The sequence below is a fragment of the Streptomyces sp. NPDC001927 genome, assembly GCF_053594455.1.
Genome location: NZ_JBSFEN010000008.1, coordinates 346,773 through 372,985 on the forward strand (window position 1 = coordinate 346,773; position 26,213 = coordinate 372,985).

Sequence of the window (26,213 nt, forward strand, 5' to 3'; positions counted from 1 at the left end):
CGGCGGGGTCGTGGTCGTCGTGGTGCGAGCAGGCGGGTCCAGGTGGACGGACTCGCGGCGGATCTCGTCCCCCGGAAGGCCGCCGGTCCAGCTGCCGAGCGAGATCTCCGCCGTGATGCCGGGGCCGAAGCCCGCGATCAGGCCGGGCGATCCCGGCGGCGGGCCGCCCTCCTCGAAGAGCCGGCGCAGGGCGTCCAGGACGACGGCGCTCGCGATGTTGCCGTACTCCGTCAGCGTGGCGCGGCTGAAGCGGAAGGCCTCCGGAGCGACCTTGAGGTGGCGGCCGAGGTCGTCGAGGATGCGAGGTCCGCCGGCGTGAATGACGTAGAAGTCCTGGGCGCCCGCGTCCTGTCCGTGCCGGGCGGCGAGGTCGACGAGGGCGGGGGCGAGCTGCTCCATCGTGCCGGGGACGCGTTTGTCGAGCAGGAAGTGGAAGCCGGTCTCGCGCACCCTGTACGCGATCCAGTCCTCGCTGTCGGGCACCAGGTGCGAGCCGTTGCGTTCGAGCCGGACGCCGACGCCGCCCGTTCCGCGGATCACGGCGGCGGCGACCGCGTCGCCGAAGAGGCCGTTGGAGAGGAGGTTGCCGACCGTGAGGTCGGTCGGCTGGTAGCACAGCGAGCAGAACTCGCAGGCCACGACGAGGGCGTTGGCTCCGGGGTAGGCGGCGCAGAAGTCGTGGGCGCGGTTGATGGCGGCGCCGCCGGCCGCGCAGCCGAGCTGGGCGATCGGCATCTGGCGGGTGTCGCTGCGGAACCCCAGGTTGTTGATCATCCAGGCCGTCAGCGAGGGCATCATGAAGCCGGTGCAGGAGACGTAGACGATCAGGTCGATGTCGCGGGCGTCGAGGCCCGCGTGGGCGAGGGCCTCGTCGACGACGGCGGGCACGCGTGCCTTGGCCTGGGTTTCGTACACCGCGTTGCGTGCCTCGAAGCCGGGGTGGGCCAGCGTGTGCTCGATGGGCTGGACGAGGTGGCGCTTGGCGACTCCGGTGTTGCCGATGAGGCGGAGCACGAGCGGGAGTTGCGCGTGTCCGGCATGCAGCTTGCGGGCCAGGGCGAGGGTCTCGTCCTGGGTGATGGTGTGCTCGGGGACGGAGACGGCGGGACGGCACAGGACGGGCATGGGGGTCCTTTGCGACCTGAGGGGCGTACGAGGGTCCTTCCGGGCCGGGGACGAGCCGCCGGTCGGACCTCTGGCTCCCTCCGATATCCCCGGGCGCGGGCGGAATGATCAGAAAGAAGATCAAACACACTCAATTGTGTGATCTTGAGGTAACCGTGGTGGCGGAAGTTCAGATGAGTTGTCACCGTCGCGCCAGCCCCTCCCCGGCGGACGGCTCCCAGAACTGGGCCAGCGCGCCTTCCTTGTACGGCGCGGGGCTGACGCTCAGGTCGCCCGCGAAGGGCCGGTCGAGGACGACGACGAGCAGGAGGCTGAAGCCGATGAGCGCGGCGACCGCGCCGACGAAGAGGAGTTGCATGCGCCGGCTGCGCATCCCGTAGAGGAAGGTCAGCGGGATGATGACGAGGGCGCCGCCGACGGCAAGGAGCTGGAGGAGCAGGGGCAGTTGCTGGCCGGCCATGGTGATCCGGGCCCGGCGTTCGCCGGCCACGTCGTCGAGGGTCGCGGCGGCCTGGGCGTAGAAGGCCTTCTGCGACTCGGTGGTGGGCTCGTACGCCTGGAGCGCGTCGTACAGCCCGTCGAGCCGGGCGTTCGTGACGGAGTAGTCCGCGGCGCCCTCGCGCATGAGCGGCCACTGCACCTCGACGACGCCGTGGACGTAGCCGGAGGCGGCGGCGTCCACCCGGGCGCGCGCCTCGGGCGGGAAGGCGCGGGCGTCGCGCACGATGAGGGCGACGCCGGTGGCCTCGGCGGCGACCACGTTCTGGGTGTTCTCCATCTGCGTCCACAGGGTGACGATGACGAAGGCGAGGATGATCCCGTAGATCGCGCCGAACATCCCGAGGACGACACCCACCATGTCGTTGTGCTCCCCGTCGGCGAGCCCGGGGTGGCGGCGGCGCAGAAGAACACTCCCGGCGAGGGAGACGAGGACGGTCCCGCCGACGATCATGACGCCGAGGGCGAGGGTGCTGAGGTGGTTGAGGAGCCAGAGAGTCACGGCGACCGAGCGTAATCAGATGCTCACGGATCCAGAAATTCGGCGCCACCCTCTTGCCACGGACGGGGTCCGGGCCGATTTACTGACCTCGAAAGGATCTACCGAATGATCGGTAGTCCGATTGGTTACGAGTTCAGGGCGAATGAACGGGAGTGGGCGCGGCATGACGGATCTGCTGGACAGCGGCGAACGACTCGGACGCGAGGAGCTGGCGGCGCTCCAGCTGGAGCGGTTGCGGTCCACCCTGCGGCACGCGTACGAGAACGTGGGCTTCTACCGGCAGTCCTTCGACAAGGCCGGCCTGCACCCCGACGACTGCCGCTCGCTGGCCGACCTCGCCCGCTTCCCCTTCACGGTCAAGACCGATCTGCGCGACCAGTACCCCTTCGGGATGTTCGCCGTCGACCAGTCCGAGGTCCGGCGCATCCACGCCTCCAGCGGGACGACCGGCCGCCCGACGGTGGTCGGCTACACCGAGCGCGACCTGGACACGTGGGCCGACGTCGTGGCCCGCTCGATCCGCGCGGCCGGCGGCAGGCCGGGCCACAAGGTCCATGTGGCGTACGGATACGGCCTGTTCACCGGCGGGCTCGGGGCGCACTACGGCGCGGAGCGGCTCGGCTGTACGGTCATCCCGGCCTCGGGCGGCATGACGGCCCGCCAGGTCCAGCTGATCCAGGACTTCCGGCCCGAGATCATCATGGTGACGCCCTCGTACATGCTCACGCTGCTCGACGAGTTCGAGCGGCAGGGCGTGGATCCGCGGACGACCTCGCTGAAGGTGGGCATCTTCGGCGCGGAGCCGTGGACGGAGGCGATGCGACAGGAGATCGAGGAGCGGTTCGCCCTCGACGCGGTCGACATCTACGGGCTGTCCGAGGTGATGGGCCCGGGCGTCGCGCAGGAGTGCGTGGAGACCAAGGACGGCCTGCACATCTGGGAGGACCACTTCTACCCGGAGATCGTGGACCCGATCACGGGCGAGGTACTCCCGGACGGCGAGGAGGGTGAGCTGGTGTTCACCTCTCTCACCAAGGAGGCCATGCCCGTGATCCGGTACCGCACACGGGACCTGACGCGGCTGCTGCCGGGTACGGCACGGGTGTTCCGGCGCATGGAGAAGGTCACGGGCCGCAGCGACGACATGGTGATCCTGCGCGGGGTGAACCTCTTCCCCACCCAGGTCGAGGAGATCGTCCTCCGCACACCGGGCGTAGCCCCCCACTTCCAACTGAAACTCACCCGCGAGGGCCGCCTCGACGCCCTGACCATCCGCGCCGAAGCCCGCCCGGACGCCACCCCCGAAGAACGCACGGAGGCGGCCCGCTCGATCGCGACGTCCTGCAAGGACGGCATCGGCGTCTCCGTCGCGGTCGAGGTCGTCGACCCCGAGACGCTGGAGCGGTCCGTGGGCAAGATCAAGCGGATCGTGGACCTCAGGAACGACTAGCGACACCGGCCGGGCACGGGACTCATCGAGGCGAGGAGAGCTCCGCGTCGATCTCCTCCGCCGCACGCGTTCGCACGGCACGTTCGAACAGGTCCCGGACGTCCTGGTGCTGCCCGTACGGGTAGCGGATGTTCCAGTGCGTGGTCACGTACGCCAGCAGGTCGAAGCGGTCCGTGTGGGCGAGTGTCGAGGCGGCCAGCAGGCTCTGACGGACGTCGAGTTGAGATTCCGGCGAGTCGACGCGGTTGGGCTTGCGCACCGCCATCAAGGCCTGCATGGCCAGTACGGGCTCCGCAGAGGTGTAGAAGGAGGGGTTCCGGGTCCAGCCCGGCAGTTCCGAGCCGGAGTCGGGGGTCCAGTCGGCGAAGTCGGCGCGCAGCCCGGGGAGCACCGGCACGGGCCGCTCTCCCCCGCCGAAGGGCCGTCCCGCGAGCACAGCGCTCACGAGGGCGGCGTTCTCTCGGCTGTCCCAGGCGAACTCCTCCCGCACCAGCCGGGTGTTGAGCCACGGGTCGTCCTGGGCGAGCAGCGCCGGGATGAGGACCTCGCGGCGCAGGCGGCCGTACAGCGACGGGAACGGCGGGTCGGCGGGCACGTGCACCCGGGAGCGGTCGAGCAGTGTGTCCCACACGAGTCGGTCGCCGCTCCGGACCAGGGCGCGCACGGTGTCGGCGTGCCGGGCGGTCCGGACGAGGACGAGGCGGGTCGGCACGTCGAGACGGCTCACCACGACGTCGGCGAGACCGGCGGGGGCGAGCCCGAGGAGGGCGGCCGGCGCCCCGTGCAGGACGGGAGCGGGGCCCGGCTCGGCGGACGGCTCCGCCCGTGCGGCGTCGAGCAGTTCGGCCAGCGTTCCGTCGAAGCCGGAGGCGAGCAAGCGTACGGCGTGCGTCCAGGGGCCCGGTGTAACACCCAGCCGGCCGCGGACCAGGTCGGCGGCCTCCTCCCGCCCCGGGCCGACGAGGAGGTCGGCGGCGGGCACCACGTCGAGCGGCGTGCCGCCGTCGGCGAGCCGGGCGGCGGTACGCAGCAGTCGCGGCAGGGGGCCAGCGAAGTACGGCGTGAGGCGGCGCAGCGCGAGCCACAGCCGCGCCTCGGCCGACGGCGTGTCGATCCCCTCCCGCGCGAGGAACTCGGCGAGTGCGTGGGCGATCGTGTCCCCAGGGACGGACGCGACCAGGGCGTGAACGGGGTGCGCGTGGCGCAGGACGTCCGCTGGGGTCACCGCGGGCTCCCAGCCGGGCTGAGGGCGGGCGGCGCGCACGACTGTCCAGGCACAGTTCCAGGGAGACCCCGGCAACCCGATGTGTCCGCGGCTCAGCGCGGTGACGGCGGTGTCCCGGTCGGCGAACAGCCGCAACAGGTCGAGCCCCTTGAGTTCGGGGTGGGCGAGGGCGGCCACGACGTCCGGCGGGCAGTCGGCGTGGACCAGCAGGACCCCGTAACGTTCGCGTGCCCGCCGCCTGTGGTGCCGTACGTCGGGGTCGGCGAGGCGGCTGCGGACGAGGTCCCAGTCCACGCGGTACCAGCGGTCACCCGTGACGGCGCGGCTCACGGCGGCGAGCTCGGCCTGGGTGTAGCGGGCGAGTTCGGAGGAACCGACGGGCGCGGGCAGACGGAGGTTCCACACCCGGAGCGCCTCGTCCAGGTGATCGTCCGCGTCCTGCCGGAACGCCGACACGGCGTCGTACAGCGGCTGTACGGCATTGCCGGCGAGCGCCACGCGGAAGGCTTCGCGGACGCGTGCGTCGGTGACGCCGGGGGCGTCGGCGGCCCGTTCCAGGAGCGCGCGCAGCGTGTCGGAGCTGCCCGACCCCCACAGCCGTATCGCCGCGACCAGCTGCTGGTACGGGGTCAGCAACGGCTCGTCGCCGGCGCAGGAGGCGTGCAGAGCCGCGGCCGCGAGGCCGGGCTCGCGGGAGTCGTAGGAGATGCGCAGCAGTTCCGGCTCCAAGGGGGAGGACGGCGGGGCCGACGCGATCAGGGCGTGGACGGCCGGGGTGCGCGGCAGCGGGTCGGCCGCGTCGGCCCCGAACGGGCGACCTTCGAGGAGCGCCAGCCGGATGGCGGGGGCGAGCCGGTGGCCCCGATGCGGCAGCCCTCTGTCGACGCCGGTGAGCAGCCAAGCGTTGAGCTCGGGGTCGTCCCGCGTCAGGAGGAAGGGTTGGAGCTCCTCGTCCTTGTAGTCGCTGCGGTACTCCTTCCCGTAGGACGAGCCGAGCAGCCGCTGCCAGACCGTGTGATCGCCGGTGTCGACGAGGGCCTGCGCCATCGAGGACTCGGGCAAGCTGTCGAACACGAACGAGCGCAAGTGCGCTTCGGCCAGCCGGCGGAGCAGGCCCAGCCGCAGGCCGGCCGGCGCGATCCGGATCATCCAGTACACGGGTGTGCTCGGGTCGATGGGGCGATCCGCGGCGCGGCCGGTGGTCTCGTGACGCAAGGCGGCGTCGAGCAGGCTCGGCAGGTCGCCCTTGAAGCCGGTCGCGAGCAGTTCGAACGCGCTCTGCCAGGCCTGCTCGTCATCGCCCAGCCGGTCCTTGACCCGCCGCTGCACCTCGGGCAGCGGCTCAGCGTTCCAGGCGCCCTTCGCGAAGGCCCCTGCGCGCGGGGCGCCCCACTGCTCCTCGACTTCCTCGGCCGAGGCGTCGACGCTCTCGCCGTGTTCGGCCGCCCAGTCGCGCAGGCCCTGCGGGTACCAGCGCCGCCGCAGGATGCCCGCCCGCTGCTCAGGCGTGAGCGCCTCGGCCACCTGGGCCGCGGCGTCCGTTCCGGCGTGCGCGAAGAGGTGGAGGAACGTACTGTCGAGCTCTTCGGGTTCTGGCGTGCTCATATCACCGCACGCTACCCGTGGGGGTGCGGTGGGGATCAAGGAGGGCTGCACACGCCGGACTCGCTCGTCCCGGCCGTCCCCGCCGCGAAGCGGTCGCGGAGTTCGCGTTTCAGGATCTTGCCGCTGGCGTTGCGCGGGAGTTCGGGGACGAAGAGGATGCGTTTCGGGGCCTTGAAGGGGGCGAGTTTCTCGCGGGCGTGGGTGATCAGGGTGTGCTCGGTGACGTCTTCGCGGGGGACGACCACGGCGGTGATCGCCTCGATCCAGTGGTCGTCGGGGAGGCCGACGACGGCTACCTCGGCGACGGCCGGGTGGGTGTAGAGGGCGTCCTCGACCTGGCGGGAGGCGACCAGGACGCCGCCGGAGTTGATGACGTCCTTCACCCGGTCCACGATCGTGTAGTAGCCGTCGGTGTCGCGTACCGCGAGGTCGCCTGAGCGGAACCAGCCGCCGCGGAAGGCATCCTTGGTCTCCTCCGGCTTGTCCCAGTAGCCGTCGCACAGCTGCGGGGAGCGGTAGACGATCTCGCCCGGTGTGCCGTCGGGCACCTCCTCGCCGTGCTCGTCGACGACCTTCGCCTCGACGTGGCGGACGGGGCGCCCGCAGGAGTCCAGGCGGCCCTCGTGCTCGTCCGGGCCGAGGACCGTGGCGAGCGGGCCGATCTCGGACTGGCCGAAGCAGTTGTAGAAGCGGAGGTCGGGGAGGCGTGCGCGCAGTCGCTCCAGGACGGGGACCGGCATGATCGAGGCGCCGTAGTACGCCTTGCGGAGGCCGGAGAGGTCCCGGGTCGCGAACTCCGGGTGGTTCGAGAGGCCGATCCAGACCGTCGGCGGGGCGAAGAGGCTGTCCGCGCGGCCCGCCTCGATCAGGTCGAACAGGACCTTGGGGTCCGGGCCGTCCACGATGGTGTTCTCGGCGCCGATCGCGAGGTACGGCAGCAGGAAGACGTGCATCTGCGCGGAGTGGTAGAGCGGCAGCGAGTGGACCGGCCGGTCGTCGGCGCTCAGGTCGAGGGCCTCGATGGCGCTCGCGTACTCGTGGACCAGCGCCCGGTGCGTCATCCGCGCGCCCTTGGGCAGCGCCGTCGTCCCCGAGGTGTAGAGGAGCTGGACGTACGCGCGGGCGTCACGGTCGGTGTCGTACGTGGTGTCGGGTTCGGCGAGCGCAGTGAGGAAGGAGTCCCCCGTGTCTCGCAGGGCCCGTACCGGCAGGTCCGCGGGGACGCGGTCGGCGAGCGCGGGGTCGGCCAGGACGAGCGAACTCCCCGACTGGCGCAGGATGTAGTCGAGGTCCTCGCCGGTGAGGTGGTGGTTGACCGGGACGTGGATGAGGTCCGCGCGCGAGCAGGCCAGGAAGGCGATCAAGTACGCGTCGGAGTTGTGGCCGTACGTCGCGACCCCGGCGCGCTCCTCGAGTCCGTAGCGCTCCCGCAGGACGGCGGCCCCGGTGCTCACGGCCGCGTCCAGCTCGGCGTAGGTCCAGGAGCGGTCCGCGTACCGGACGGCGATCCGCTCGGGGGTGCGCTGGGCGGCCATGCGCAGGACGCCGTCGACGGTGCGGCTGAGGAGTCGTTCCATGGCGCGATCCTCGGCGGCCCGGGGAGGCGGGTCAAGTACGTGTGCCACCCCGGCGCTTCGGGGTCAGGGGCTGAACGAGAGGAAGACGAAGGCCGCGAAGATGGAGAGGTGGACGCCGCCCTGGAGGAGGGTGGCCCGGCCGGGCACCACGGTCAGGGCGCTGACGACGGCGGTGAGGACGAGCAGCACCATGTGGACCGCCCCGAGGCCGAGGACCAGCGGCCCCGAGAGCCAGATGGACGCGAGTGCGATCGAAGGGATCGTCAGACCGATGCTGGCGATGGCGGAGCCGTACGCCAGGTTGAGGCTGGTCTGCATCCGGTCCCGGCGCGCGGCCCGTACGGCGGCGAGAGTCTCGGGGAGCAGCACCATCAGGGCGATGACGACACCGACGACGGCCTTGGGCAGTCCGGCGGACTCGACGCCGTCCTCGATGGTGGGCGAGATGAGCTTGGCGAGGCCGACGACGGCGACGAGCGCGAGGACGAGGAGGCCGAGGCTCGCCCAGGTCTGCTGCTTGGTCGGCGGGTCGGCGTGGTCGTCCGCGGACTCCTGGCCCTCCCGCGGGACCGGCAGGAAGTAGTCGCGGTGCCGGACGGTCTGGACGGCGACGAAGACTCCGTACAGGCAGAGGGACGCCACGGCGGCGAAGGCCAGCTGCGCGCCGGAGAACTCGGGGCCCGCGTGGCTCGTCGTGAACGTCGGCAGGACCAGGGTCATGGTCGCGAGGGTGCAGACGGTGGCGAGGGCGCCGCCCGACCCTTCGGCGTTGAAGACGGCGATGCGGTTGCGCAGGGCGCCGACGAGCAGCGAGATGCCCACGATGCCGTTGCAGGTGATCATGACGGCGGCGAAGACGGTGTCCCGGGCGTACGTGGCGGTCTTCTCGCCGCCGCCCGCCATGAGGGTGACGATCAGTCCGACCTCGATGACGGTGACGGCCACGGCGAGGACGAGCGAGCCGTAGGGTTCGCCGACGCGATGGGCGACGACCTCCGCGTGGTGGACGGCGGCGAGCACGGCGGCCAGCAGACAGACGGCCGCGATCGCGACCCCGAAGCCGGCCAGATCACGTCCCCACGTGAGTGCGAGGTCGACGGCCGCCACGACCGGTCCCCATGTCGTCCACTGTCGTGCCAGGCCTGCCGTGCTCGAACTCATGATCTGCATCCTGCCACAAAGCGGCATTCGCCCGTTGTGCCCGGTCCGCCGTCAGGGTGCGTGAGGGCGGGTCAGAGAGGGCGGTCGTGGCCCTCCCAGTAGGGCTCCCTGAGCCTGCGCTTGTAGAGCTTGCCGTTGGGGTCGCGGGGCATCGTGGTGATGAAGTCCACGGACTTGGGGCGCTTGTAGCCGGCGAGGCGTTCCTCACAGTGCGCCAGGATCGCGGCGGCGAGCGCCTCCCCCGGCGCCTGCCCCTCGGCCGGTTCGACCACGGCCTTGACCTCCTCGCCCCAGTCGGCGTGCGGGATGCCGAAGGCGGCGGCGTCGGCGACGGCCGGGTGGGTGAGGAGCGCCGACTCGATCTCGGCGGGGTAGATGTTGACCCCGCCCGAGATGATCATGTCGATCTTGCGGTCGCGGAGGAAGAGGTAGCCGTCCTCGTCGAGCACGCCCAGGTCGCCGACGGTGAAGAAGTCGCCGATGCGGTTCTTCGCCGTCTTCTCCTTGTCCTTGTGGTACGCGAATCCGCCCGTGGACATCTTCATGTAGACGGTGCCGAGTTCACCGGCCGGGAGCCGGTTGCCGTCGTCGTCGAAGACCGCGAGCTCGCTGATCGGCCAGGCCTTGCCGACCGTGCCCGGCTTCTTCAGCCAGTCCTCCGCGGTGGCGAACGCGCCGCCGCCCTCGCTCGCCGCGTAGTACTCCTCCACGCAGCTCCCCCACCAGTCGATCATCGCCCGCTTGACGTGGTCCGGGCAGGGCGCGGCGCCGTGGATGGCGTGCCGCATCGACGAGACGTCGTAACGGCCGCGCACCTCCTCGGGGAGCGCGAGCAGCCGGTGGAACTGGGTCGGGACCATGTGGGTGTGGGTGCAGGCGTGCGCGTCGATGAGCCGCAGCATCTCCTCGGGCGTCCACTTGTCCATGAGGACGAGCGGATGTCCGATGTGCAGGGCGGCGCTCGCGAACTGCAGGACGGCCGTGTGGTAGAGCGGCGAGCAGACGAGGTGCACGTTGCCGTCGAAGGGGCGGATCCCGAAGATGCCGAGGAAGCCGCCGAGGTACGTCTCCTCCGGGAGCTTGCCGGGCAGCGGGCGGCGGATGCCGCGCGGCCGGCCCGTGGTGCCGGAGGTGTAATTCATGACCCAGCCGAGGGTGCGGTCCTCGGGCGCGGACTCCGGGAATCCGTCGAGGAGTTCGGCGTACGGGCGGAAGCCGGGGATCGCGCCGACGGCGTGGCGGTGCGTGGCGGGCAGACCGGCCTCGTCGGCGGCGGCCGTCGCGGCGGCGGCGAACCGCTCGTGGGCGAGGAGCACCTTGGCGCCGGAGTCGGCGACGATCCAGGCGATCTCGGGCCCGACCAGGTGGTGGTTGACGGGCACGAGGTAGAACCCGGCCTGGGTGGCGGCAAGATGGGCGACGAGGAACTCAACGCTGTTGGGCAGGACGACCGCGAAGGCGTCACCGCGCTCAAGTCCCGCCGCGCGCAGTCCGTGGACCAGCCGGTTGGCGTCGGCGTGCAGCCGACCCGCGGTCCACTCCTCGCCGTCGGGTGCGACGAGGACCGTACGGGAGGGGTCGGCGGCCGCCTGGGACCAGAAGCCGTTGGCCTGCTGCTCGCTCATGTCGCGCTCCTTCCGGCGATGCGGTTGATGCGGTCGACGGCCTTCTCGAAGCCGCGGGTGAGCTCGTCGAAGACCTGCTGGACGCTGCGTTCGGCGTTCATCCGGCCGACGATCTGGCCGACCGGGGTGCCGAGCAGCGGCTCGACCTCGTACTTCTGGATACGGGAGACGGCCTCGGCGACCAGCAGTCCCTGGAGGGGCATGGGGAGTGTGCCGGGGCCGTCCGGGTCGTCCCAGGCGTCGGTCCACTCGGTGCGCAACTGACGGGCGGGCTTGCCGGTCAGGGCGCGGGAGCGGACGGTGTCGCCGGAGCCGGCGGCGAGGAGTTTGGCGGTCAGCGCGCGGGAGTGGAGGTCGGCCTCGGTGGTGGTGAGCCAGAGGGAGCCGAGCCAGACGCCCTGGGCGCCGAGGGCGAGTCCGGCGGCGATCTGTTCGCCGCTGCCGATGCCGCCGGCGGCGAGGACGGGGAGCGGGGAGACGGCGTCGACGACCTCGGGCGTGAGGACCAGGGAGGCGATCTCGCCGGTGTGGCCGCCGGCCTCGTAGCCCTGGGCGACGACGATGTCGATGCCGGCCTCGGCGTGGTGGCGGGCGTGCCGGGCGCTGCCGGCGAGCGCGGCGACGAGGACGTCGTGGTCGTGGGCGCGCTGGACGACGTCGGCGGGCGGGGAGCCGAGGGCGTTGGCGAGGAGCTTGATGGGGTAGTCGAAGGCGACGTCGAGCTGGTTGCGGGCGACCTGCTCCATCCATCCGGTGATCCGCCAGCCGGAGGCCTCGCCCTCGGCGAGCTCGGGGACGCCGTGCTTGGCGAGGGTCGTGCGGACGAACTCGCGGTGCCCCTCCGGGATCATCGCCTCGACGTCGGCCTCGCTCACCCCCTCGACCTTCTTCGCGGGCATGACGACGTCGAGGCCGTAGGGCAGCCCGTCGGTGTGCTCCTGCATCCAGTCGAGGTCTCGGGCCAGGTCGTCGGGGGCGGTGTAGCGCACCGCGCCGAGCACGCCGAACCCGCCGGCTCTGGTGATGGCGGCGGCCACCGCGGGGAAGGGCGTGAAGCCGAAGATGGCGTGCTCGATCCCCAGTTTTTGGCTCAGCTCCGTCTTCATGGGCGGCAGGATGCCGCAGGGGCTCTGCCGAGGGAAGAGATTTTCTGATGCTGTGTCAGATTCTTTGTCCCGCCGCCCGCTTCCTTGACCCGCACCCACCCCGGTAAGAAAGTTTCAGGCGTTGCGCGTGTGGCCGAAGAATTCTTTCAGTGGCATGGGAGAGGGTAGGGATGACGGAGGAATCGGCAGGTGGGCCGGGACGGAACGCGGCGGGTCGGGGACTCAGCCGCCGGTCGTTCGGCGGCCGGCTGCTCGCCCTGGGAGGTGCGGTGATGGTCGGCTCGATCCCGGGGGCGGCCGCGGCCTCCGTGCCCGGAGGCGGGCGGACGACACTGCGGCACGGGTCCGCCGAGCGCGCCGGGCTGCTGCCCGCGCACCTCGACCGGCTGGTCGCCGACGCCGAGGCGTTCCTGGGGCCCTCCCCGAAGCACCCGTGGTACGCGGGTGCGGTCCTGCTGGCAGGCCGGGGAGGAACGGTCGCGTTGCACCGGCCGATCGGCGCGGCGGTGCGGTACGCGGGGTACGACGAGACGACGGACAGCGGGATCGAGCTGCCCGCGGAGCAGCAGATCGCGATGGAGCGGGACACGGTCTTCGACCTGGCGTCCGTGTCGAAGCTCTTCACCTCGATCCTGGCGGTGCAGCAGATCGAGCGCGGGGCGCTGGAGCTCGAGGCGAAGGTCACGGCGTATCTGCCGGAGTTCGGGGGCGGCGGGAAGCAGGACGTCACGGTCCGTCAGCTGCTCACGCATACCTCCGGGTTCCGGGCGTGGATCCCGCTGTTCAAGGAGCCGACGCGGGAGGGGAAGCTGCGGCTGCTGTGGAACGAGACGCTGCCGAGTCCGCCCGGCACCAAGTACCTCTACTCCGATCTGAATCTGATCTCCCTTCAACTGATCCTGGAGGAGATCACCGGTCGCACTCTTGACGTACTGCTCCGAACCGAGATCACTGATCCGCTCGGGATGCACCGCACGCGTTTCAACCCCCCGCTCTCCTGGAAGCCGAAGATCGCGGCGACGGAGGACTCCCGGCTCCCCTGGTCCGGCCTCGACCGGGGCATGGTCTGGGGAGAGGTCCACGACGAGAACGCGTACAGCCTCGGCGGGATCGCCGGCCACGCCGGGGTCTTCTCCTGCGCCTGGGACCTCGCCGTGCTCGCCCGGACGCTCCTCAACGGCGGGGCGTACGGCCACGCCCGGATCCTCTCCCCCGAGTCCGTGGAGCTGATGTTCACGGACTTCAACACGGCCTTCCCCGGCGACGAACACGGCCTCGGCTTCGAGCTCCACCAGCACTGGTACATGGGCGCGATGGCCACCCCCCGCACGGCGGGCCACACCGGCTTCACCGGAACGAGTCTGGTCCTGGACCCGACGACCGACGCGTTCCTCGTCGTCCTCGGCAACTCCGTCCACCCGGTCCGCACCTGGCGCTCCGGCTCCGCACCCCGCGTCGCCGCGGCGAACAACCTGGCCCGCGCCGTCCCGGTCCGTCCCGCGCGCGGCCGGACCTCCTGGTTCTCGGGGATGGCGAGCCCGACGACGGCCACGCTGACGCTGCCGCCGATCGGCGGCACGGGCCGCCTGGAGTGCGCGCTGTGGTGGGACACCGAACCGGGCGCGGACGCCGCCTTCCTGGAGGCGTCGACCGACGGCGGGGCGACCTGGGGTCCGGTGCCGTTCAGCACCGTACGGAAGGGGCAGGAGCCGCAGGAGCGTCCGGCGGGCTCGGTGAGCGGCTGGTCCGGGCGCGTCTGGCACGAGGCGGTCGCCGACCTGACGGCCTGGAACGCCGCCGCCGTACGCCTGCGCTGGCGGTACACGACGGACAGGCTCTACGTCGGACGCGGGGTGTACGTGGACGGCCTGCGGGTCCTGGACGCCTCCGGGCGCCCGGTGTTCGAGGAGGCGCGGCCGGCGGACGGGTCCCTGATCGAGGCGGTGGGGTGGACCAGGTCGTCGGACTGACCCGTCCACGGGGCCCTCACCCGCCCGTTGCCTCGGCCCGTCGCCCCTCCACCCGGGAGAGGAAGTCCTCCACCACCTGACGGTAGAGGTCCGGCTCCTCGGCGGAGGGCATGTGGGCGCTCTTCTCGAAGAGCGCCCACTCGGCGCCCTCGATGCCCTCCGCCACGGGACGGATCACGTCGGGGGTCACCATGTCGTAGCGGCCGGAGGTCACCAGGACGGGCAGGTCGATCTCGCCCAGGCGGTCGAGGACGCTCCAGTCCTTCAGGCTGCCCGTGATGTTCCACTCCGGGCCCCACAGCGCCGCGTTCACGTCCTCCCGCATGGTGAGGACGGAGCGGACGAGGTGTTCGGGCCAAGGGTCCAGGCGACAGAGCCAGCGTTGATAGAAGGACATGGTCGCGCCCAGATAGGCGTCGTCGTCGGTCGTCCCCTCCGCCTCGCACCGGTCGATGACCTCGCGCTCCGCAGCGGGCAGGGAGTCCTTCAGCCGTCGTGTCTCGGCGGCGTAGGAGGGCGCGTCGGCGATGATGCCCGCCAGGACGAGGCCGGCCACGCCGGACGGCTTGCCGAGCATGTACGCGAGCGCCACCTGGGCGCCCCAGGAGTGGCCGAGCAGATGGAGGCGGTCGAGCCCGAGCCCCTGCCGTACGGCGTCGATCTCCGCCACGAACGTCTCCAGCGTCCACAGGGCCGGATCCTCCGGCTGGTCGGACTTGCCGCAGCCGAGCTGGTCGTAGAAGACGACGGCGCGCCCGTCGTCCGCGGCGAGCGCCGCGAGGTCCTCCAAGTAGTCGTGCGGCAGGCCGGGACCGCCGTGCACGACGAGGAGCGGCAGCTTCCCGTCAGGACCGGGAAGCCTGCCGCACACCTGGTACCAGGTGTGGAAGCCGCGGAACGGCACGGTGCCTTCGGTGACTGCCATGGCGCCTCCTGGGAGATCCGGCATGCCCTCCCATCATGGGCAGGCCCCGGACGGCGGCGCCACGCGATGGTCCGCCGCCCGGTGCCGGCGGCAGACGTGGGCGAGCGCCCCTGGTGGCGGAGGTCAGCCTTCCGATACCGCGGCCGCGCGCAGGGCGTCGAGCACCGGGCTGATCAGGGGGTGTTCCTCGGCTCCCCGCCGTACCGCGGCGAAGACCCGGCGGGTGGGAGCCACGCCGTCGACCGGCCGGATCGCCGCGGCGTCGAGGGCCATGCCGCTGAGCGCCGAGCGCGGCACGAGCGCCACGCCCGCCCCCGCAGAGGCGAGGGCGACAACGGCGCGGAAGTCGTCGGAGGAGTGCTCGAGGCGGGGCGCGAATCCGGCGTACTCGCAGGCCAGGACGGTCACGTCATGGCAGGGGTTGCCCGCGGACTGGCCGATCCAGGCGTCCTTGGCGAGAGCGGCGAGGGCCACCCGGTCGCCGGCCGCGAGCGGGTGCCCGGGCGGCAGGACGGCGTCGAAGGGCTCCGCGTAGAGCGGTACGCGGGTGAGCCGGGCGTCGTCCTCGCCGGGGGCGCCCCGGTACTCGACGGCCACGGCCACGTCGACCTGGCGGTCCAGGACCATCAGCAGGCTCTCGTCGCCCTCGGCGTCCCGCACGCGCACCCGGATGCCGGGCGCGGTGCGGGCGAGGCCGGTGATGGCGGGGGCGACGACCAGGCCGATGCCGGTGGCGAAGGCCGCCACCGTGACCGTGCCGGCCTCGCCGGAGCCGTACGCGGCGAGCTCGGACTCGGCGCGCTCCAGCTGGGCGAGGACCGCGTTGGCGTGGCTGAGCAGGATCTCGCCGGCCGGGGTGAGCCGCGCGCCCCGGGCGTTGCGCTCGACCAGCCGGTGGCCGGTCTCCTGCTCCAGGGCGGCGAGCTGCTGCGAGACGGCGGAGGGGGTCAGATAGAGCGCGGCGGCAGCCGCCGTGACCGTACGGTGGTCGGCCACCGCTCGGAGGATGTGCAGCCGCCGCGCTTCGATCATTCCCCTAGTCTCGCAGGGCGGCGCGCGCGTCGACGAACGCGTCCACAGCCCGGTTCACATCATCGGACGAATGCGCGGCCGAGAGCTGGACGCGGATGCGGGCCTGGCCCTGCGGTACGACGGGGTACGAGAACCCGATCACGTACACACCGCGCTCCAGGAGCAGCTCCGCCATGCGCCCGGCCTCCGACGCGTCGCCGATCATGACGGGCGCGATGGCGTGGTCGCCGGGAAGGATGTCGAAGCCCTCGGCGGTCATCCGGGTACGGAAGAGCTCGGTGTTGGCGCGCAGCCGGTCGCGCAGGTCGCCGGCGGACTCCAGGAGGTCGAGGACCTTGAGCGAGGCGGCGGCGATGACCGGGGCGAGGGTGTTGGAGAAGAGGTACGGGCGGGAGCGCTGGCGCAGCAGGGCGACGATCTCGGCGCGGGCGGCGACGTAGCCGCCGGAGGCGCCGCCGAGCGCCTTGCCGAGGGTGCCGGTGATGATGTCGACGCGGTCCATGACGCCGTGCAGCTCGGGGGTGCCGCGCCCGCCGGGGCCGACGAAGCCGACGGCGTGCGAGTCGTCGACCATGACCATGGCGTCGTAGCGCTCGGCCAGGTCGCAGATCTCGCCGAGCGGGGCGACGTAGCCGTCCATGGAGAAGACGCCGTCGGTGACGATCAGCTTGCGGCGCGCGCCGCCCTCGGTGGCCTCCTTGAGCTGCTGCTCCAGGTCGGCCATGTCGCGGTTGGCGTAGCGGAAGCGGCGGGCCTTGGAGAGCCGGATGCCGTCGATGATCGAGGCGTGGTTGAGGGCGTCGGAGATGACGGCGTCCTCGGCGCCGAGCAGCGTCTCGAAGACACCGCCGTTGGCGTCGAAGCAGGAGGAGTAGAGGATCGTGTCCTCCTGGCCGAGGAAGGAGGACAGTCGCGCCTCCAGCTCCTTGTGCACCTCCTGCGTACCGCAGATGAAGCGCACGGACGCCATGCCGTAGCCCCAGCGGTCCAGCGCCTCGTGGGCGGCGGCGATCACCTCGGGGTGGTCGGCCAGGCCGAGGTAGTTGTTCGCACAGAAGTTCAGCACCTCGCCGGGCTGCCCGCCGGCGGTGACGGCCACCGTCGCGGACTGGGGGGTGCCGATGACGCGCTCGGGCTTGTGCAGTCCGGCGGCGCGGATCTCGTCGAGGGTGGTGCGGACGTCGTCGCGTACGGAGTCGAACATGTGGGTTCCTTAGAGAAGATCGGACGCGAGGAGAGGGGTGATCAGACGGTCCAGTCGAGGATGACCTTGCCGCCCTTGCCGGACGCGGCGTCGTCGAAGGCGGCCTCGAAGTCGGTGAAGGCGTAGCGGCCGGTGATCACCGGGGCGAGGTCGAGGCCAGCCTCCAGGAGGACGGACATCGCGTACCAGGTCTCGAACATCTCGCGGCCGTAGATGCCCTTGATGGTGATCATGGAGGTCACGATCTTCGCCCAGTCGACGGCGAAGTCCTCGGCGGGCAGGCCGAGCATGGCGATCTTGCCGCCGTTGGTCATGTTCGCGACCATGTCGCGCATCGCGCGGGGGTTGCCGGACATCTCCAGACCGACGTCGAAGCCCTCCTTGAGGCCCAGCGTGCGCTGGCCGTCGGCGATCGTCTGCTCGGCGACGTTCAGCGCGAGCGAGACGCCCGCCTTGCGCGCGAGGTCCAGGCGCTCCTCGCTGACGTCGGTGATGACGACGTGGCGCGCGCCGGCGTGCTTGGCGACCGCGGCGGCCATGATGCCGATCGGGCCCGCGCCGGTGACGAGGACGTCCTCGCCGACGAGCGGGAAGGAGAGCGCGGTGTGCACGGCGTTGCCGAACGGGTCGAAGATCGCGGCGACGTCGAGGTCGACCTCGACGCGGTGCACCCAGACGTTGGACGCGGGCAGGGCGACGTACTCGGCGAACGCGCCGTCGCGGCCGACGCCCAGGCCGACCGTGGCGCGGCAGAGGTGGCGGCGGCCGGCCAGACAGTTGCGGCACTTGCCGCAGACGAGGTGGCCCTCGCCGCTGACCAGGTCGCCGATCGCGATGTCCACGACGTCACGGCCGGTCTCGACGACCTCGCCGACGAACTCGTGGCCGAGGGTCAGCGGCGTGGCGATGGTCTTCTGGGCCCAGCCGTCCCAGGAGCGGATGTGGAGATCGGTCCCGCAGATACCGGTCCGCTTGACCTTGATCAGTACGTCTCCGGCGCCGATCTCCGGCTCCGGCACGTCCATGAGCCAGAGTCCGGGTTCTGCCTTGTGCTTGACCAGCGCCTTCAATGTCCTGGCTCCCGACGTGCGTGTCCTGTGACCTTCGGGGTCCGGGCACGGTTTTGTGCCCAAGATCCCTCAAGGGAAATCTTCCCTACGTCAGCCTCGCGGTCCATCGAGGTTTTCTTAAGCACCGCCACAGGTGAGCTTCACGCCTGGTCGGGGAAGGCCTGCCCGTTACCGTCCGAGCGCCGCCATCGCCGCGTTGTGGCCGGGGATGCCGCTGACCCCGCCGCCCCGGACGGCCCCCGCGCCGCAGAGCAGCACGTTGGTGTGGCCGGTCTCGACGCCCCAGCGGCCGGTGCCCTCTTCCCCGTAGGGGAAGGAGAGGTCGCGGTGGAAGATGTGGCCGCCGGGCAGCCGCAGGTCGCGTTCGAGGTCGAGCGGGGTCTTCGCCTCGATGCAGGGCCTGCCGTCGGCGTCGAGGGCGAGACAGTCGGCGAGCGGCTCGTCGAGGACGGCGTCGAGTTCGGCGAGGGTCGCCTTGAGGAGGGCGGCGCGGGCGCCGTCGTTGTCGGCGGCGAACAGCCGGGCGGGGGTGTGCAGCCCGAAGAGCGTGAGCGTCTGGTAGCCCTGGCCGGCGAGTTCCGGGCCGAGGATGCTCGGGTCGGTCAGCGAGTGGCAGTAGATCTCGGAGGGCGGCGCGGTGGGCAGCCGGCCCGCGGCCGCCTCGGCGTACGCGGTGGCCAACTGGCCGTACCCCTCGGCGATGTGGAAGGTCCCGGCGAACGCCTCGCGCGGGTCGACGGACCGGTCGCGGAGCCGCGGCAGCCGGGTCAGCAGCATGTTGACCTTGAGCTGGGCGCCTTCGGCGGGCGGCGGGGCAGTCTCACCGAGCAGCTCGGCGAGGGCCTGCGGCGAGGCGTTGACGAGGACCTGCCCGGCCGCGACCACGCCTTCCCCGTCCGCCGTGCGGTAGGTGACCTCGGCGCGGGCGCCGTCGGTCTCGATCCGGACAGCCTCGTGACCGGTACGGATCTCCGCGCCCGCCGTGCGGGCGGCGTCCGCGAGGGCGTCGGTGAGCGCGCCCATGCCACCCACGGGGACGTCCCAGTCGCCGGTGCCGCCGCCGATGACGTGGTAGAGGAAGCAGCGGTTCTGGAGCAGCGAGGGGTCGTGGGCGTCGGCGAAGGTGCCGATCAGGGCGTCGGTGAGGACGACGCCCCGGACCAGGTCGTCGGCGAAGTTCTCCTCGACGGCGGCGCCGATCGGCTGCTCGAAGAGCATCCGCCAGGAGGCCTCGTCGTCGACGCGGGAGCGGAGCTCCTCGCGGGTGGGCAGCGGCTCGGTGAGCGTGGGGAAGACCCGCTCGGCGACCTGGGCCGTACGGGCGTAGAAGCCCTGCCATGCCTCGTACTCGCGGTCGGAGCCGGTGACGGCCGCGAAGGAGGCGCGGGTGCGGTCCGCTCCCCCGCCGACGAGAAGCCCGCCGTCTCCCTTCGGGGTGTACGAGGAGATGGACCGTTTCCGCACCGCGAAGCTCAGCCCCAGCTCGCGCACGATCTTCGGCGGCAGGAGCGAGACGAGGTAGGAGTACCGGGAGAGCCGGGCGTCGACACCGGCGAAGGGCCGAGTGGACACGGCGGCGCCGCCGGTGGTCCCGAGGCGTTCCAGGACGAGGACGGTACGTCCGGCCCGGGCCAGGTAGGCGGCGGCGACGAGTCCGTTGTGGCCACCGCCGACGATGACGGCGTCGTACGAGCGCTGTGCGGTCATGTCTCTTGCTAACACGCGAAGATCGCCGGGGGAACCCCGCGGGAGCGCACGGCCCACTGAGGACTCTGGAGTACGTGCTCAGGCCCGGGGCGCGGGAGCGTCCGTGCCGCCGCGCAGGGCGGCCGCGCGGCGGTACAGCTCGGCGGCCTCGGTGTGGCGGCCGAGCCGTTCGAGGCAGTGGGCCTCGTCGTGGCGGGCCGCCAGCGTGTCGGGGTGCTCGGGTCCGAGAGTGCGGGCGCGGGCCTCGGCGACCTGGCGGTAGAAGGCGAGGGCGTCGGGCCAGCGCGCGAGCCAGCCCAGGCCGACGGCGATCTCGCGGCGGCTGACGAGCGTGTCCGGGTGGTCTGCGCCCAGGACGCGCTCCCGGATCGCGCACACCTCACGGGCCTCCGCGACGGCCTCCTCCCAGCGCGAGAGCCGCCCGAGGTTGACGCCCAGGCCGTGGCGGGCGCGCAGTGTCTCGGGGTCGTCGGGGCCGAGGACCCGGGTGCGGGCGGCCACGAGATCGCGGTAGAGGTCGAGGGCGTCGCCGCTCCGGCCCAGCCGGCCGAGGCAGATGCCGACCTCGTAGCGGGTGGCGAGCGTGTCGGGGTGGTCGGGGCCGAGGACGTCGGAGCGCGCGGCGGCGACCTCGCGGTAGGTGGCGAGGGCCTCCGACCAACGCTCCAACTGACCCAGGTCGTAAGCGACTTCGTACCGGGTCACCAGGGTGTCGGGGTGCTCCTGGCCCAGCAGCCTGCCGCGCGCCTCCGCCACCTCCGTGGCCATCCGGTACGCGTCCTCCCGGCGTCCGAGGCGCCCCAGGTTGAAGGCCAGGTTGTGGCGACAGCGCAGGGTGTCGGGATGGTCGGCGCCCATGGTGCGTTCGCGCGCGGCGAGCACGTTCACGTACACCTGGTGCGCCTCGACGTGCCGCCCGAGCCTGCCGAGGACGTACGCGGTCTCCTGGCGGGCGGCCAGCGTGTCGGGGTGGTCCGCGCCGATGACCCGCTCGCGCGCCTCGGCGACCAGGACGAACTCGTGCAGGGCGTCGGCGGGGCGGGCGAGCCTGCTGAGCGTGAAGCCGAGTTCGTACCGGCTGGCGAGGGTGTCGGGGTGGTCGGGGCCGAGAACGCGGCGGCGGTCCTCGACGACGGACCGGTGCACGTCCTCGGCCTCCTCCCAGCGGCCGAGCCGGCCGAGGCCGAGCCCTGCCCGGTGGCGTCCGGCGAGCACGGCGAGGAGCTCCGGCGGCGCGGTGGCCCGCTCCTGGCCGTCCGGGGAGCGCGGCGGAACCACGCGGGACGCGGTCGTCCACTCCCCCGTGAGCTCGGTGGCCGGGTCGTACGCCGCCGGGCGTGTCGCGGTGGGATCGCCGACCACGCGGTGCCCGGCGGTCATCTCGCGTGCCCAGGCGGGCAGTCGGAGGGACACCCGGTCGGCGGGCACACGCGCGGGAGGGAACCCGGCGGAGCCGGGCCCTTCTCCGGCGCGGGCCGAGATGATCCTGCGCCGCAGGACGCCCGCGTCGTCGGGCCGGCCGTCGGGGGTCTTGGCGAGGAGGTCGAGCACGATCCGGTCGAGGTAGTCCGGCAGTTCGGCCCGGTGGGTCCGCAGCGGCTCGGGCGGTGTGTCGCGGTGGCCGACGAGGACGGCCCAGGCGTCCTCCAGGTCGAAGGGCGGGGCTCCGGTGGCGATCTCGTACAGCACGCAGCCCAGCGAGTACAGGTCGCTGCGGTGGTCGACCTGGCCGCCGCTGATCTGCTCGGGCGACATGTAGTGCGGGGTGCCCATGGCGATGCCGGTGCCGGTGAGCTGCGAGGTGTAGCCGATGTTGTCGCCGAGGCGCGCGATCCCGAAGTCGCAGATCTTCACGGCGCCGTCGCCGAGCCGCATGATGTTGGCGGGCTTGAGGTCGCGGTGGACGATGCCCTGGCGGTGCGTGTAGGCGAGGGCGTCGGCGACCTGCTCGGCGATGTCCACGACGTCGTGCACGGGGAGCGGGTGCTGCTTGTTCTCCTCCATGAGCTGGCTGAGGTTCTGCCCCTCCAGCAGCTCCATGACGAGGAAGAGCACCCCGTCGTACTCGCCGAAGTCGTGGACGACGGTGACTCCGCGGTGCTGGAGGGAGGCGGCGACCCGGGCCTCGCGCCGGAACCGTTCCCTCAGCACCGTCACGAAGTGCGCGTCCCGCTGGGGCCCGAGCGGTTTGAGGCACTTGACCGCGACCCGGCGGCCGAGCGACTCGTCGGTGGCCCGCCACACCTCGCCCATACCGCCGCGCCCGATCACGTCGTGCAGCCGGTACCGGCCCTGGATCAGCCTGGTTTCCGCCATCGCGTGCTGTCGCCCCCGTATGTTCTTCGCGCCCTCCCCGGCCCGTCCAGTATGGCCGCCTGATTGCGGAGTTTGTACGGGGCGGGACGCGCGTCGGGGCCGAGGCGGGACATCGCGTTCAGAATGTGACCTGGCGGCAGCCGCCAGCGGAGCCCGGCCGGTATCGAACGCAGCAGATTGGCCGTCGCGGTGAGCTGGTACGTGACGGTCTCGGGCGGCGGCGCGGGCCTGCCGTACAGCTCGTGGGCGTAGTGGGGCAGGCAGTTGTACGCGAGTGACACCACGCGCCGCCAGATGATCTCGCGCGCCGGTACCAGGGCGGGGTTGATGGGCGGGCGCCTCAGGAACGTGTCGACGGTGTGGGCGTCGGCTCCGGCGGCGAGTCGCGGCCGTACGCCGTCGAAGTAGGCGGCGAGCTCGTCGGCGGTGGCGGGCACGGAGCCCGGGTCGAGCCCGACGAGCCGGGCGGAGACACGGTGTTCGTCGATGTAGCGGTCCGCCTGGGCATCGGTGAGGGTGATGCCGGAACGGCGGACGACGGAGAGGTACGAGTCGACCTCGGCGCAGTGCACCCAGAGGAGGAGCTCGGGGTCGTCGACTCCGAGGAGCCGGTGGATCTTCCGGACGCGGGCGCCGGCCACCTCGGCGGCCTCGGTGGTGCCGTAGCTGATCGTGCCGACGAAGTCGGCCGTCCGCAGCAGCCGGCCCCAGGCGTCACGGCGGAAGTCACTGTTGATCATCACGCCGCGCACGGCGACGGGGTGGAGCGCCTGCAGGTACAGCGCGCAGACCCCGGCGATCCACATCACCGGGTCGCCATGCAACTGCCAGGTCACGGAGTCGGGCCCGAAGAGCCCGGGATCGGGGTCCTGCCTCATACGGCTCAGGCTAGGCGCGCGGCGGACGCTTGGCCCGGGGTAACGCGAAGTTCGTCCGTCGCCAGGAACGTATGTCGCGCCCACAAACGCGTCCCGACGCGTCCTCAACGGCCAGGTCGAGCCTGCTCGCGCACCCACTCGGGTGCGGGATTGGTGTGCGGCCGGCCCGCCACGACGACCGTCGGCACGGTCTCGTTGCCGTCGTTCGCCGCCCTCACCGCCTCGGCGCCGGCCGGGTCGCGCCAGATGTCGACCCAGTACAACTGGCGTGCCTTCGTGCCCAGTCGGAGGCGCAGGCGCAGGCAGTACGTACAGCCCGGCCGCCAGTAGACGATCGGTCGGCCGTCGGCCGCGCTGCGGCGTTGCGCCTCGAGCGCACTGATCGACCTCGGGAAGACCAGGGGCGAGTTCACTCCCGCGAGCAGCACGAACACCAGCAGGACTGCTGCGGCTGAGCCGGGGCCTGAAGAGCAGCCCGGTCGCGGCGGCCGAGCCGCCGAGCACGAACAGCAGGGGCAGGATCCACACGCGCGTCATGACGAGCAGGCTAGCCGCGAGCCGACATGCCCCTCCCATCGGCCCACGTCGGGCTCACATCGGCCCACATCCGCTCACCTCAGCGGCGGACGCGGGGCATCCCGAGGCCGATCCAGGAGATGATCTCCCGCTGGATCTCGTTGTTGCCGCCGCCGAAGGTGAAGATGACCGCCGAGCGGTAGCCGCGTTCGAGTTCGCCGTGCAGGACGGTGCCCGCCGAGCCCTCCTTCAGTGCGCCCGCGGAGCCGACGACCTCCATGAGCCAGGCGTAGGCGTCGCGGCGGGCTTCGGAGCCGTAGACCTTGACCGCGGAGGCGTCCTGTGGGGTGAGGGTGCCGTGGTGGACGGCGTTCACCATCTGCCAGTTGAGGAGTTTCATCGCGTCGAGCCTGGCGTGCGTACGGGCGAGGCTGCGGCGGACCCAGCCGAGGTCGATGACCCTGCGGCCGTCGGCGAGCTTGGTGTCGGCGGCCCAGCGCTGGACGTCGTGGAGGGCCCGGATGGCCATCGTGCCGTGGGCGGCGAGGGTCACGCGCTCGTGGTTGAGCTGGTTGGTGATGAGCCGCCAGCCCTTGTTCTCGTCGCCGACGCGGCGGGAGACCGGGACGCGGACGTTCTCGTAGTAGCTGGCGGTGGTGTCGTGCGAGGCGAGGGTGTTGATGAGGGTGCAGGAGTAGCCCGGGTCGCTCGTCGGGACGAGGAGCATGGTGATGCCCTTGTGGGCGGGGGCGTCCGGGTCGGTGCGGACCGCGAGCCAGACCCAGTCGGCGGTGTCGCCGTTGGTCGTCCAGATCTTCTGGCCGTTCACGACGTACTCGTCGCCGTCCCTGACCGCCCGCGTCTTGAGCGCGGCGAGGTCCGTGCCGGCGTCGGGCTCGCTGTAGCCGATGGCGAAGTCGATCTCGCCCGAGAGGATCTTGGGCAGGAAGTACGCCTTCTGCTCGTCGGTGCCGAACTGCATGATCGTCGGGCCGACGGTGTTCAGGGCCATCAGGGGCAGCGGAACGCCCGCCTGCGCGGCCTCGTCGAAGAAGATGAACTGCTCCATGGGGCTGAGCCCCCGGCCCCCGTACTCGACCGGCCAGCCGACCCCGAGCCAGCCGTCGGTGCCGAGCCTGCGCACGGTCTCGCGGTAGAAGCGCTTCTGCGCGGCGGGGTCGGCGTAGCGGGCGTGGACGTCGTCCGGGACGAGTTCGGCGAAGTACGCACGCAGCTCCTCGCGCAGGCGGTGCTGGGCGGGCGTGTACTCGAGGTGCATGGGGCCTCCCGTGGCGGCGTCCTGGGTACCGTGCGCGCGACGGCGGCCACGGTAGAACGTGTTCCACAAATGGGGAAGCCCCACGACAGCCCCGGCTCGGCGGGGGAAGTCCCGGGCCAAGGCTGTCGGGTGGGCTGATCTCGTCCGGTCGTCTGGTGGTCTTGGTCTGCTCGGCTGTCGGTGGGGTCAGGGCAGGAGCTCGTCCAGGGAGGCGCGCCCCTTCTCCGCCATGCGGCGCTCCGCCCACGCGATGCTCTTCGGATTCACGTCACGTCCGGAGGCCAGGATCAGGTCCTCCGCCGTGTATTCGCCCTCCGACCCGGCATGCAAGAGGCGGTCGGGCGTCGGGCTCTCCCCCGGAGATGTCTTGTCGGACTCAGCGTTCATGCCGCCTCCTCGTTCTTCCGGTACCGGCCATTCTCGTGTCCGGTGGCGTGGACCGCATCCGGGCCACCGGACCGGCGACGCCGTGTCGGCTCCGTGTCGATCTGGTGTCGGTGGGCGCGGGGAGGGTGAGAACCCGTCGGCCCCGAATCCGACCACCGAATCTCGACCACCCACCACCGATCGCCAGGAGTCCCCATGCCCACCCTGCCCGTCCGCCGTATCCGGGTCGTCGCCGTCCGCCCGGTCACCCCTCGCTCGGTCAGGGTCACCTTCGGTGGCGACTCCCTCGCCGACCTCGCCCTCGACGGGCCGGACCAGCAGGTGAAGCTGTACTTTCCGCGCCCCGGCCAGTCCGAGCCCGTGCTGCCCGCCCCGGACCCGTCCGGTGACGTGATGCGCTGGTACGCGGCGTACGCCGCGATCCCGGAGGCCGAGCGGCCCTGGATGCGCAGCTATACGATCCGGGCCCACGATCCCGTCGCGGCGACCGTCGACATCGACTTCTACCTGCACGGCGACGACGACCGTACGGAGGAAGGTCCCGCGACACGCTGGGCGCGGGCCGCGCGGCCCGGCGACACGCTCGGCATGTTCGGGCCCTCGGCGTACTTCGCCACGCCGGTGACCGTCGGCGCGGCGGACTGGACGCTGCTCGCCGCCGACGGCTGCTCGCTCCCCGCCCTTGCGACCGTCGCCGAGGCGCTCCCGCCCGGCTACCGGGCCCTCGCCTTCGTACAGGTCACCGATGCGGCCGAGGAGCAGGCGCTCGACACGGCCGGCGATCTGACCGTGCACTGGCTGCGCGGGGACGTCTCGCCGGCCGACGCGGTGCGCGGGGCGGCGCTGCCGCCCGGGACGCCCTACGCCTGGCTGGCCGGGGAAGCCGGGGCCGTACGAGCGCTGCGGCGACACCTGGTCGAGGACCGCGGGTACGACCGGCGCGCCGTGCACTTCACCGGGTATTGGCGCCGCCACCTCACCCAGGACGACGCGCCCACGCCGGAAGACCTCGCGGAGGCGCGGGAGCGGTTGGCGGCCGCCGAGGGCTGACGGGC

Annotated in this window: 18 protein-coding genes and 2 pseudogenes; 3 read left to right on the forward strand and 17 right to left on the reverse strand. The window is 72.0% G+C overall.

The genetic code is table 11. The features are described 5' to 3' along the window. Positions 1 to 84: 84 nt before the first annotated feature. Both ACWCO8_RS23605 and ACWCO8_RS23610 read right to left on the reverse strand, forming a co-directional pair. Positions 85 to 1,125: pseudogene (locus ACWCO8_RS23605) on the reverse strand (type III polyketide synthase); the annotation flags it as partial. 181 nt (positions 1,126 to 1,306) lie between these two features. Continuing rightward, complete coding sequence (locus ACWCO8_RS23610) at positions 1,307 to 2,125, reverse strand: bestrophin-like domain (protein WP_362014196.1); 819 nt, start codon at positions 2,123 to 2,125, stop codon at positions 1,307 to 1,309. 163 nt (positions 2,126 to 2,288) lie between these two features. Between ACWCO8_RS23610 and paaK the strand changes: the two genes are divergently transcribed. Next, complete coding sequence (gene paaK, locus ACWCO8_RS23615; RefSeq protein WP_451033897.1) at positions 2,289 to 3,575, forward strand: phenylacetate--CoA ligase PaaK; 1,287 nt, start codon at positions 2,289 to 2,291, stop codon at positions 3,573 to 3,575. A gap of 22 nt (positions 3,576 to 3,597) precedes the next feature. On the opposite strand, the gene ACWCO8_RS23620 is transcribed toward paaK, so the two are convergent. The 5 genes from ACWCO8_RS23620 to ACWCO8_RS23640 all read right to left on the reverse strand — a co-directional run bounded on the left by ACWCO8_RS23620 (position 3,598) and on the right by ACWCO8_RS23640 (position 11,874). Then, positions 3,598 to 6,405, reverse strand: a complete 2,808-nt coding sequence (locus tag ACWCO8_RS23620) for a hypothetical protein (RefSeq protein WP_451033898.1) — start codon at positions 6,403 to 6,405, stop codon at positions 3,598 to 3,600. 35 nt (positions 6,406 to 6,440) lie between these two features. Then, complete coding sequence (locus ACWCO8_RS23625) at positions 6,441 to 7,982, reverse strand: fatty acyl-CoA synthetase (RefSeq protein ID WP_451033899.1); 1,542 nt, start codon at positions 7,980 to 7,982, stop codon at positions 6,441 to 6,443. 63 nt (positions 7,983 to 8,045) lie between these two features. After that, on the reverse strand, positions 8,046 to 9,143 hold the full coding sequence (locus ACWCO8_RS23630) for a calcium:proton antiporter (RefSeq protein ID WP_451033900.1): 1,098 nt from the start codon (positions 9,141 to 9,143) through the stop codon (positions 8,046 to 8,048). Positions 9,144 to 9,214: 71 nt separating this feature from the next. Further along, positions 9,215 to 10,768, reverse strand: a complete 1,554-nt coding sequence (locus ACWCO8_RS23635; protein ID WP_451033901.1) for an acyl-CoA synthetase — start codon at positions 10,766 to 10,768, stop codon at positions 9,215 to 9,217. Then, complete coding sequence (locus ACWCO8_RS23640) at positions 10,765 to 11,874, reverse strand: NAD(P)H-dependent flavin oxidoreductase (RefSeq protein WP_451033902.1); 1,110 nt, start codon at positions 11,872 to 11,874, stop codon at positions 10,765 to 10,767. The genes ACWCO8_RS23635 and ACWCO8_RS23640 overlap by 4 nt, the downstream gene beginning before the upstream one ends. Positions 11,875 to 12,044: 170 nt before the next feature. Between ACWCO8_RS23640 and ACWCO8_RS23645 the strand changes: the two genes are divergently transcribed. Next, entirely contained in the window at positions 12,045 to 13,844 is a 1,800-nt protein-coding gene (locus ACWCO8_RS23645) for a serine hydrolase (RefSeq protein ID WP_451033903.1), read from the forward strand. A 16-nt stretch (positions 13,845 to 13,860) separates the two neighbouring features. Here the strand turns inward: ACWCO8_RS23645 and ACWCO8_RS23650 are convergent, their stop codons facing one another. The 10 genes and pseudogenes from ACWCO8_RS23650 to ACWCO8_RS23695 form a co-directional block, all read right to left on the reverse strand. Beyond that, positions 13,861 to 14,769 (reverse strand): proline iminopeptidase-family hydrolase, encoded by a 909-nt coding sequence (locus ACWCO8_RS23650; RefSeq protein WP_451033904.1) that lies wholly within the window; start codon positions 14,767 to 14,769, stop codon positions 13,861 to 13,863. Between the two features lie 123 nt (positions 14,770 to 14,892). Further along, entirely contained in the window at positions 14,893 to 15,801 is a 909-nt protein-coding gene (locus ACWCO8_RS23655; RefSeq protein WP_451033905.1) for a LysR family transcriptional regulator, read from the reverse strand. Between the two features lie 4 nt (positions 15,802 to 15,805). Beyond that, on the reverse strand, positions 15,806 to 17,005 hold the full coding sequence (locus ACWCO8_RS23660) for a glycine C-acetyltransferase (protein WP_451033906.1): 1,200 nt from the start codon (positions 17,003 to 17,005) through the stop codon (positions 15,806 to 15,808). 41 nt (positions 17,006 to 17,046) lie between these two features. After that, positions 17,047 to 18,075 (reverse strand): L-threonine 3-dehydrogenase, encoded by a 1,029-nt coding sequence (tdh, locus tag ACWCO8_RS23665; protein WP_451033907.1) that lies wholly within the window; start codon positions 18,073 to 18,075, stop codon positions 17,047 to 17,049. Positions 18,076 to 18,243: 168 nt separating this feature from the next. After that, positions 18,244 to 19,782 (reverse strand): phytoene desaturase family protein, encoded by a 1,539-nt coding sequence (locus tag ACWCO8_RS23670; protein ID WP_451033908.1) that lies wholly within the window; start codon positions 19,780 to 19,782, stop codon positions 18,244 to 18,246. Positions 19,783 to 19,860: 78 nt separating this feature from the next. After that, entirely contained in the window at positions 19,861 to 22,098 is a 2,238-nt protein-coding gene (locus ACWCO8_RS23675) for a tetratricopeptide repeat protein (protein ID WP_451033909.1), read from the reverse strand. After that, positions 22,080 to 22,976: an oxygenase MpaB family protein gene (locus ACWCO8_RS23680; RefSeq protein ID WP_451033910.1), complete on the reverse strand. Its 897-nt coding sequence runs from the start codon at positions 22,974 to 22,976 to the stop codon at positions 22,080 to 22,082. The genes ACWCO8_RS23675 and ACWCO8_RS23680 overlap by 19 nt, the downstream gene beginning before the upstream one ends. A 104-nt stretch (positions 22,977 to 23,080) precedes the next feature. Then, positions 23,081 to 23,513 (reverse strand): annotated as a pseudogene (locus ACWCO8_RS23685) (glutaredoxin domain-containing protein). A 79-nt stretch (positions 23,514 to 23,592) separates the two neighbouring features. Further along, positions 23,593 to 24,771 carry an acyl-CoA dehydrogenase family protein gene (locus tag ACWCO8_RS23690; RefSeq protein ID WP_451033911.1) on the reverse strand — a complete coding sequence of 393 codons (1,179 nt, stop codon included), beginning with the start codon at positions 24,769 to 24,771 and terminating at the stop codon, positions 23,593 to 23,595. Between the two features lie 186 nt (positions 24,772 to 24,957). Next, a complete protein-coding gene (locus tag ACWCO8_RS23695; RefSeq protein WP_384517305.1) occupies positions 24,958 to 25,158 on the reverse strand; it encodes a hypothetical protein in 201 nt (66 codons plus the stop codon). A gap of 195 nt (positions 25,159 to 25,353) precedes the next feature. On the opposite strand from ACWCO8_RS23695, the gene ACWCO8_RS23700 reads away from it, so the two are divergent. Further along, positions 25,354 to 26,208 carry a siderophore-interacting protein gene (locus ACWCO8_RS23700; protein ID WP_451033912.1) on the forward strand — a complete coding sequence of 285 codons (855 nt, stop codon included), beginning with the start codon at positions 25,354 to 25,356 and terminating at the stop codon, positions 26,206 to 26,208. The last annotated feature ends 5 nt before the right edge of the window (positions 26,209 to 26,213 follow it).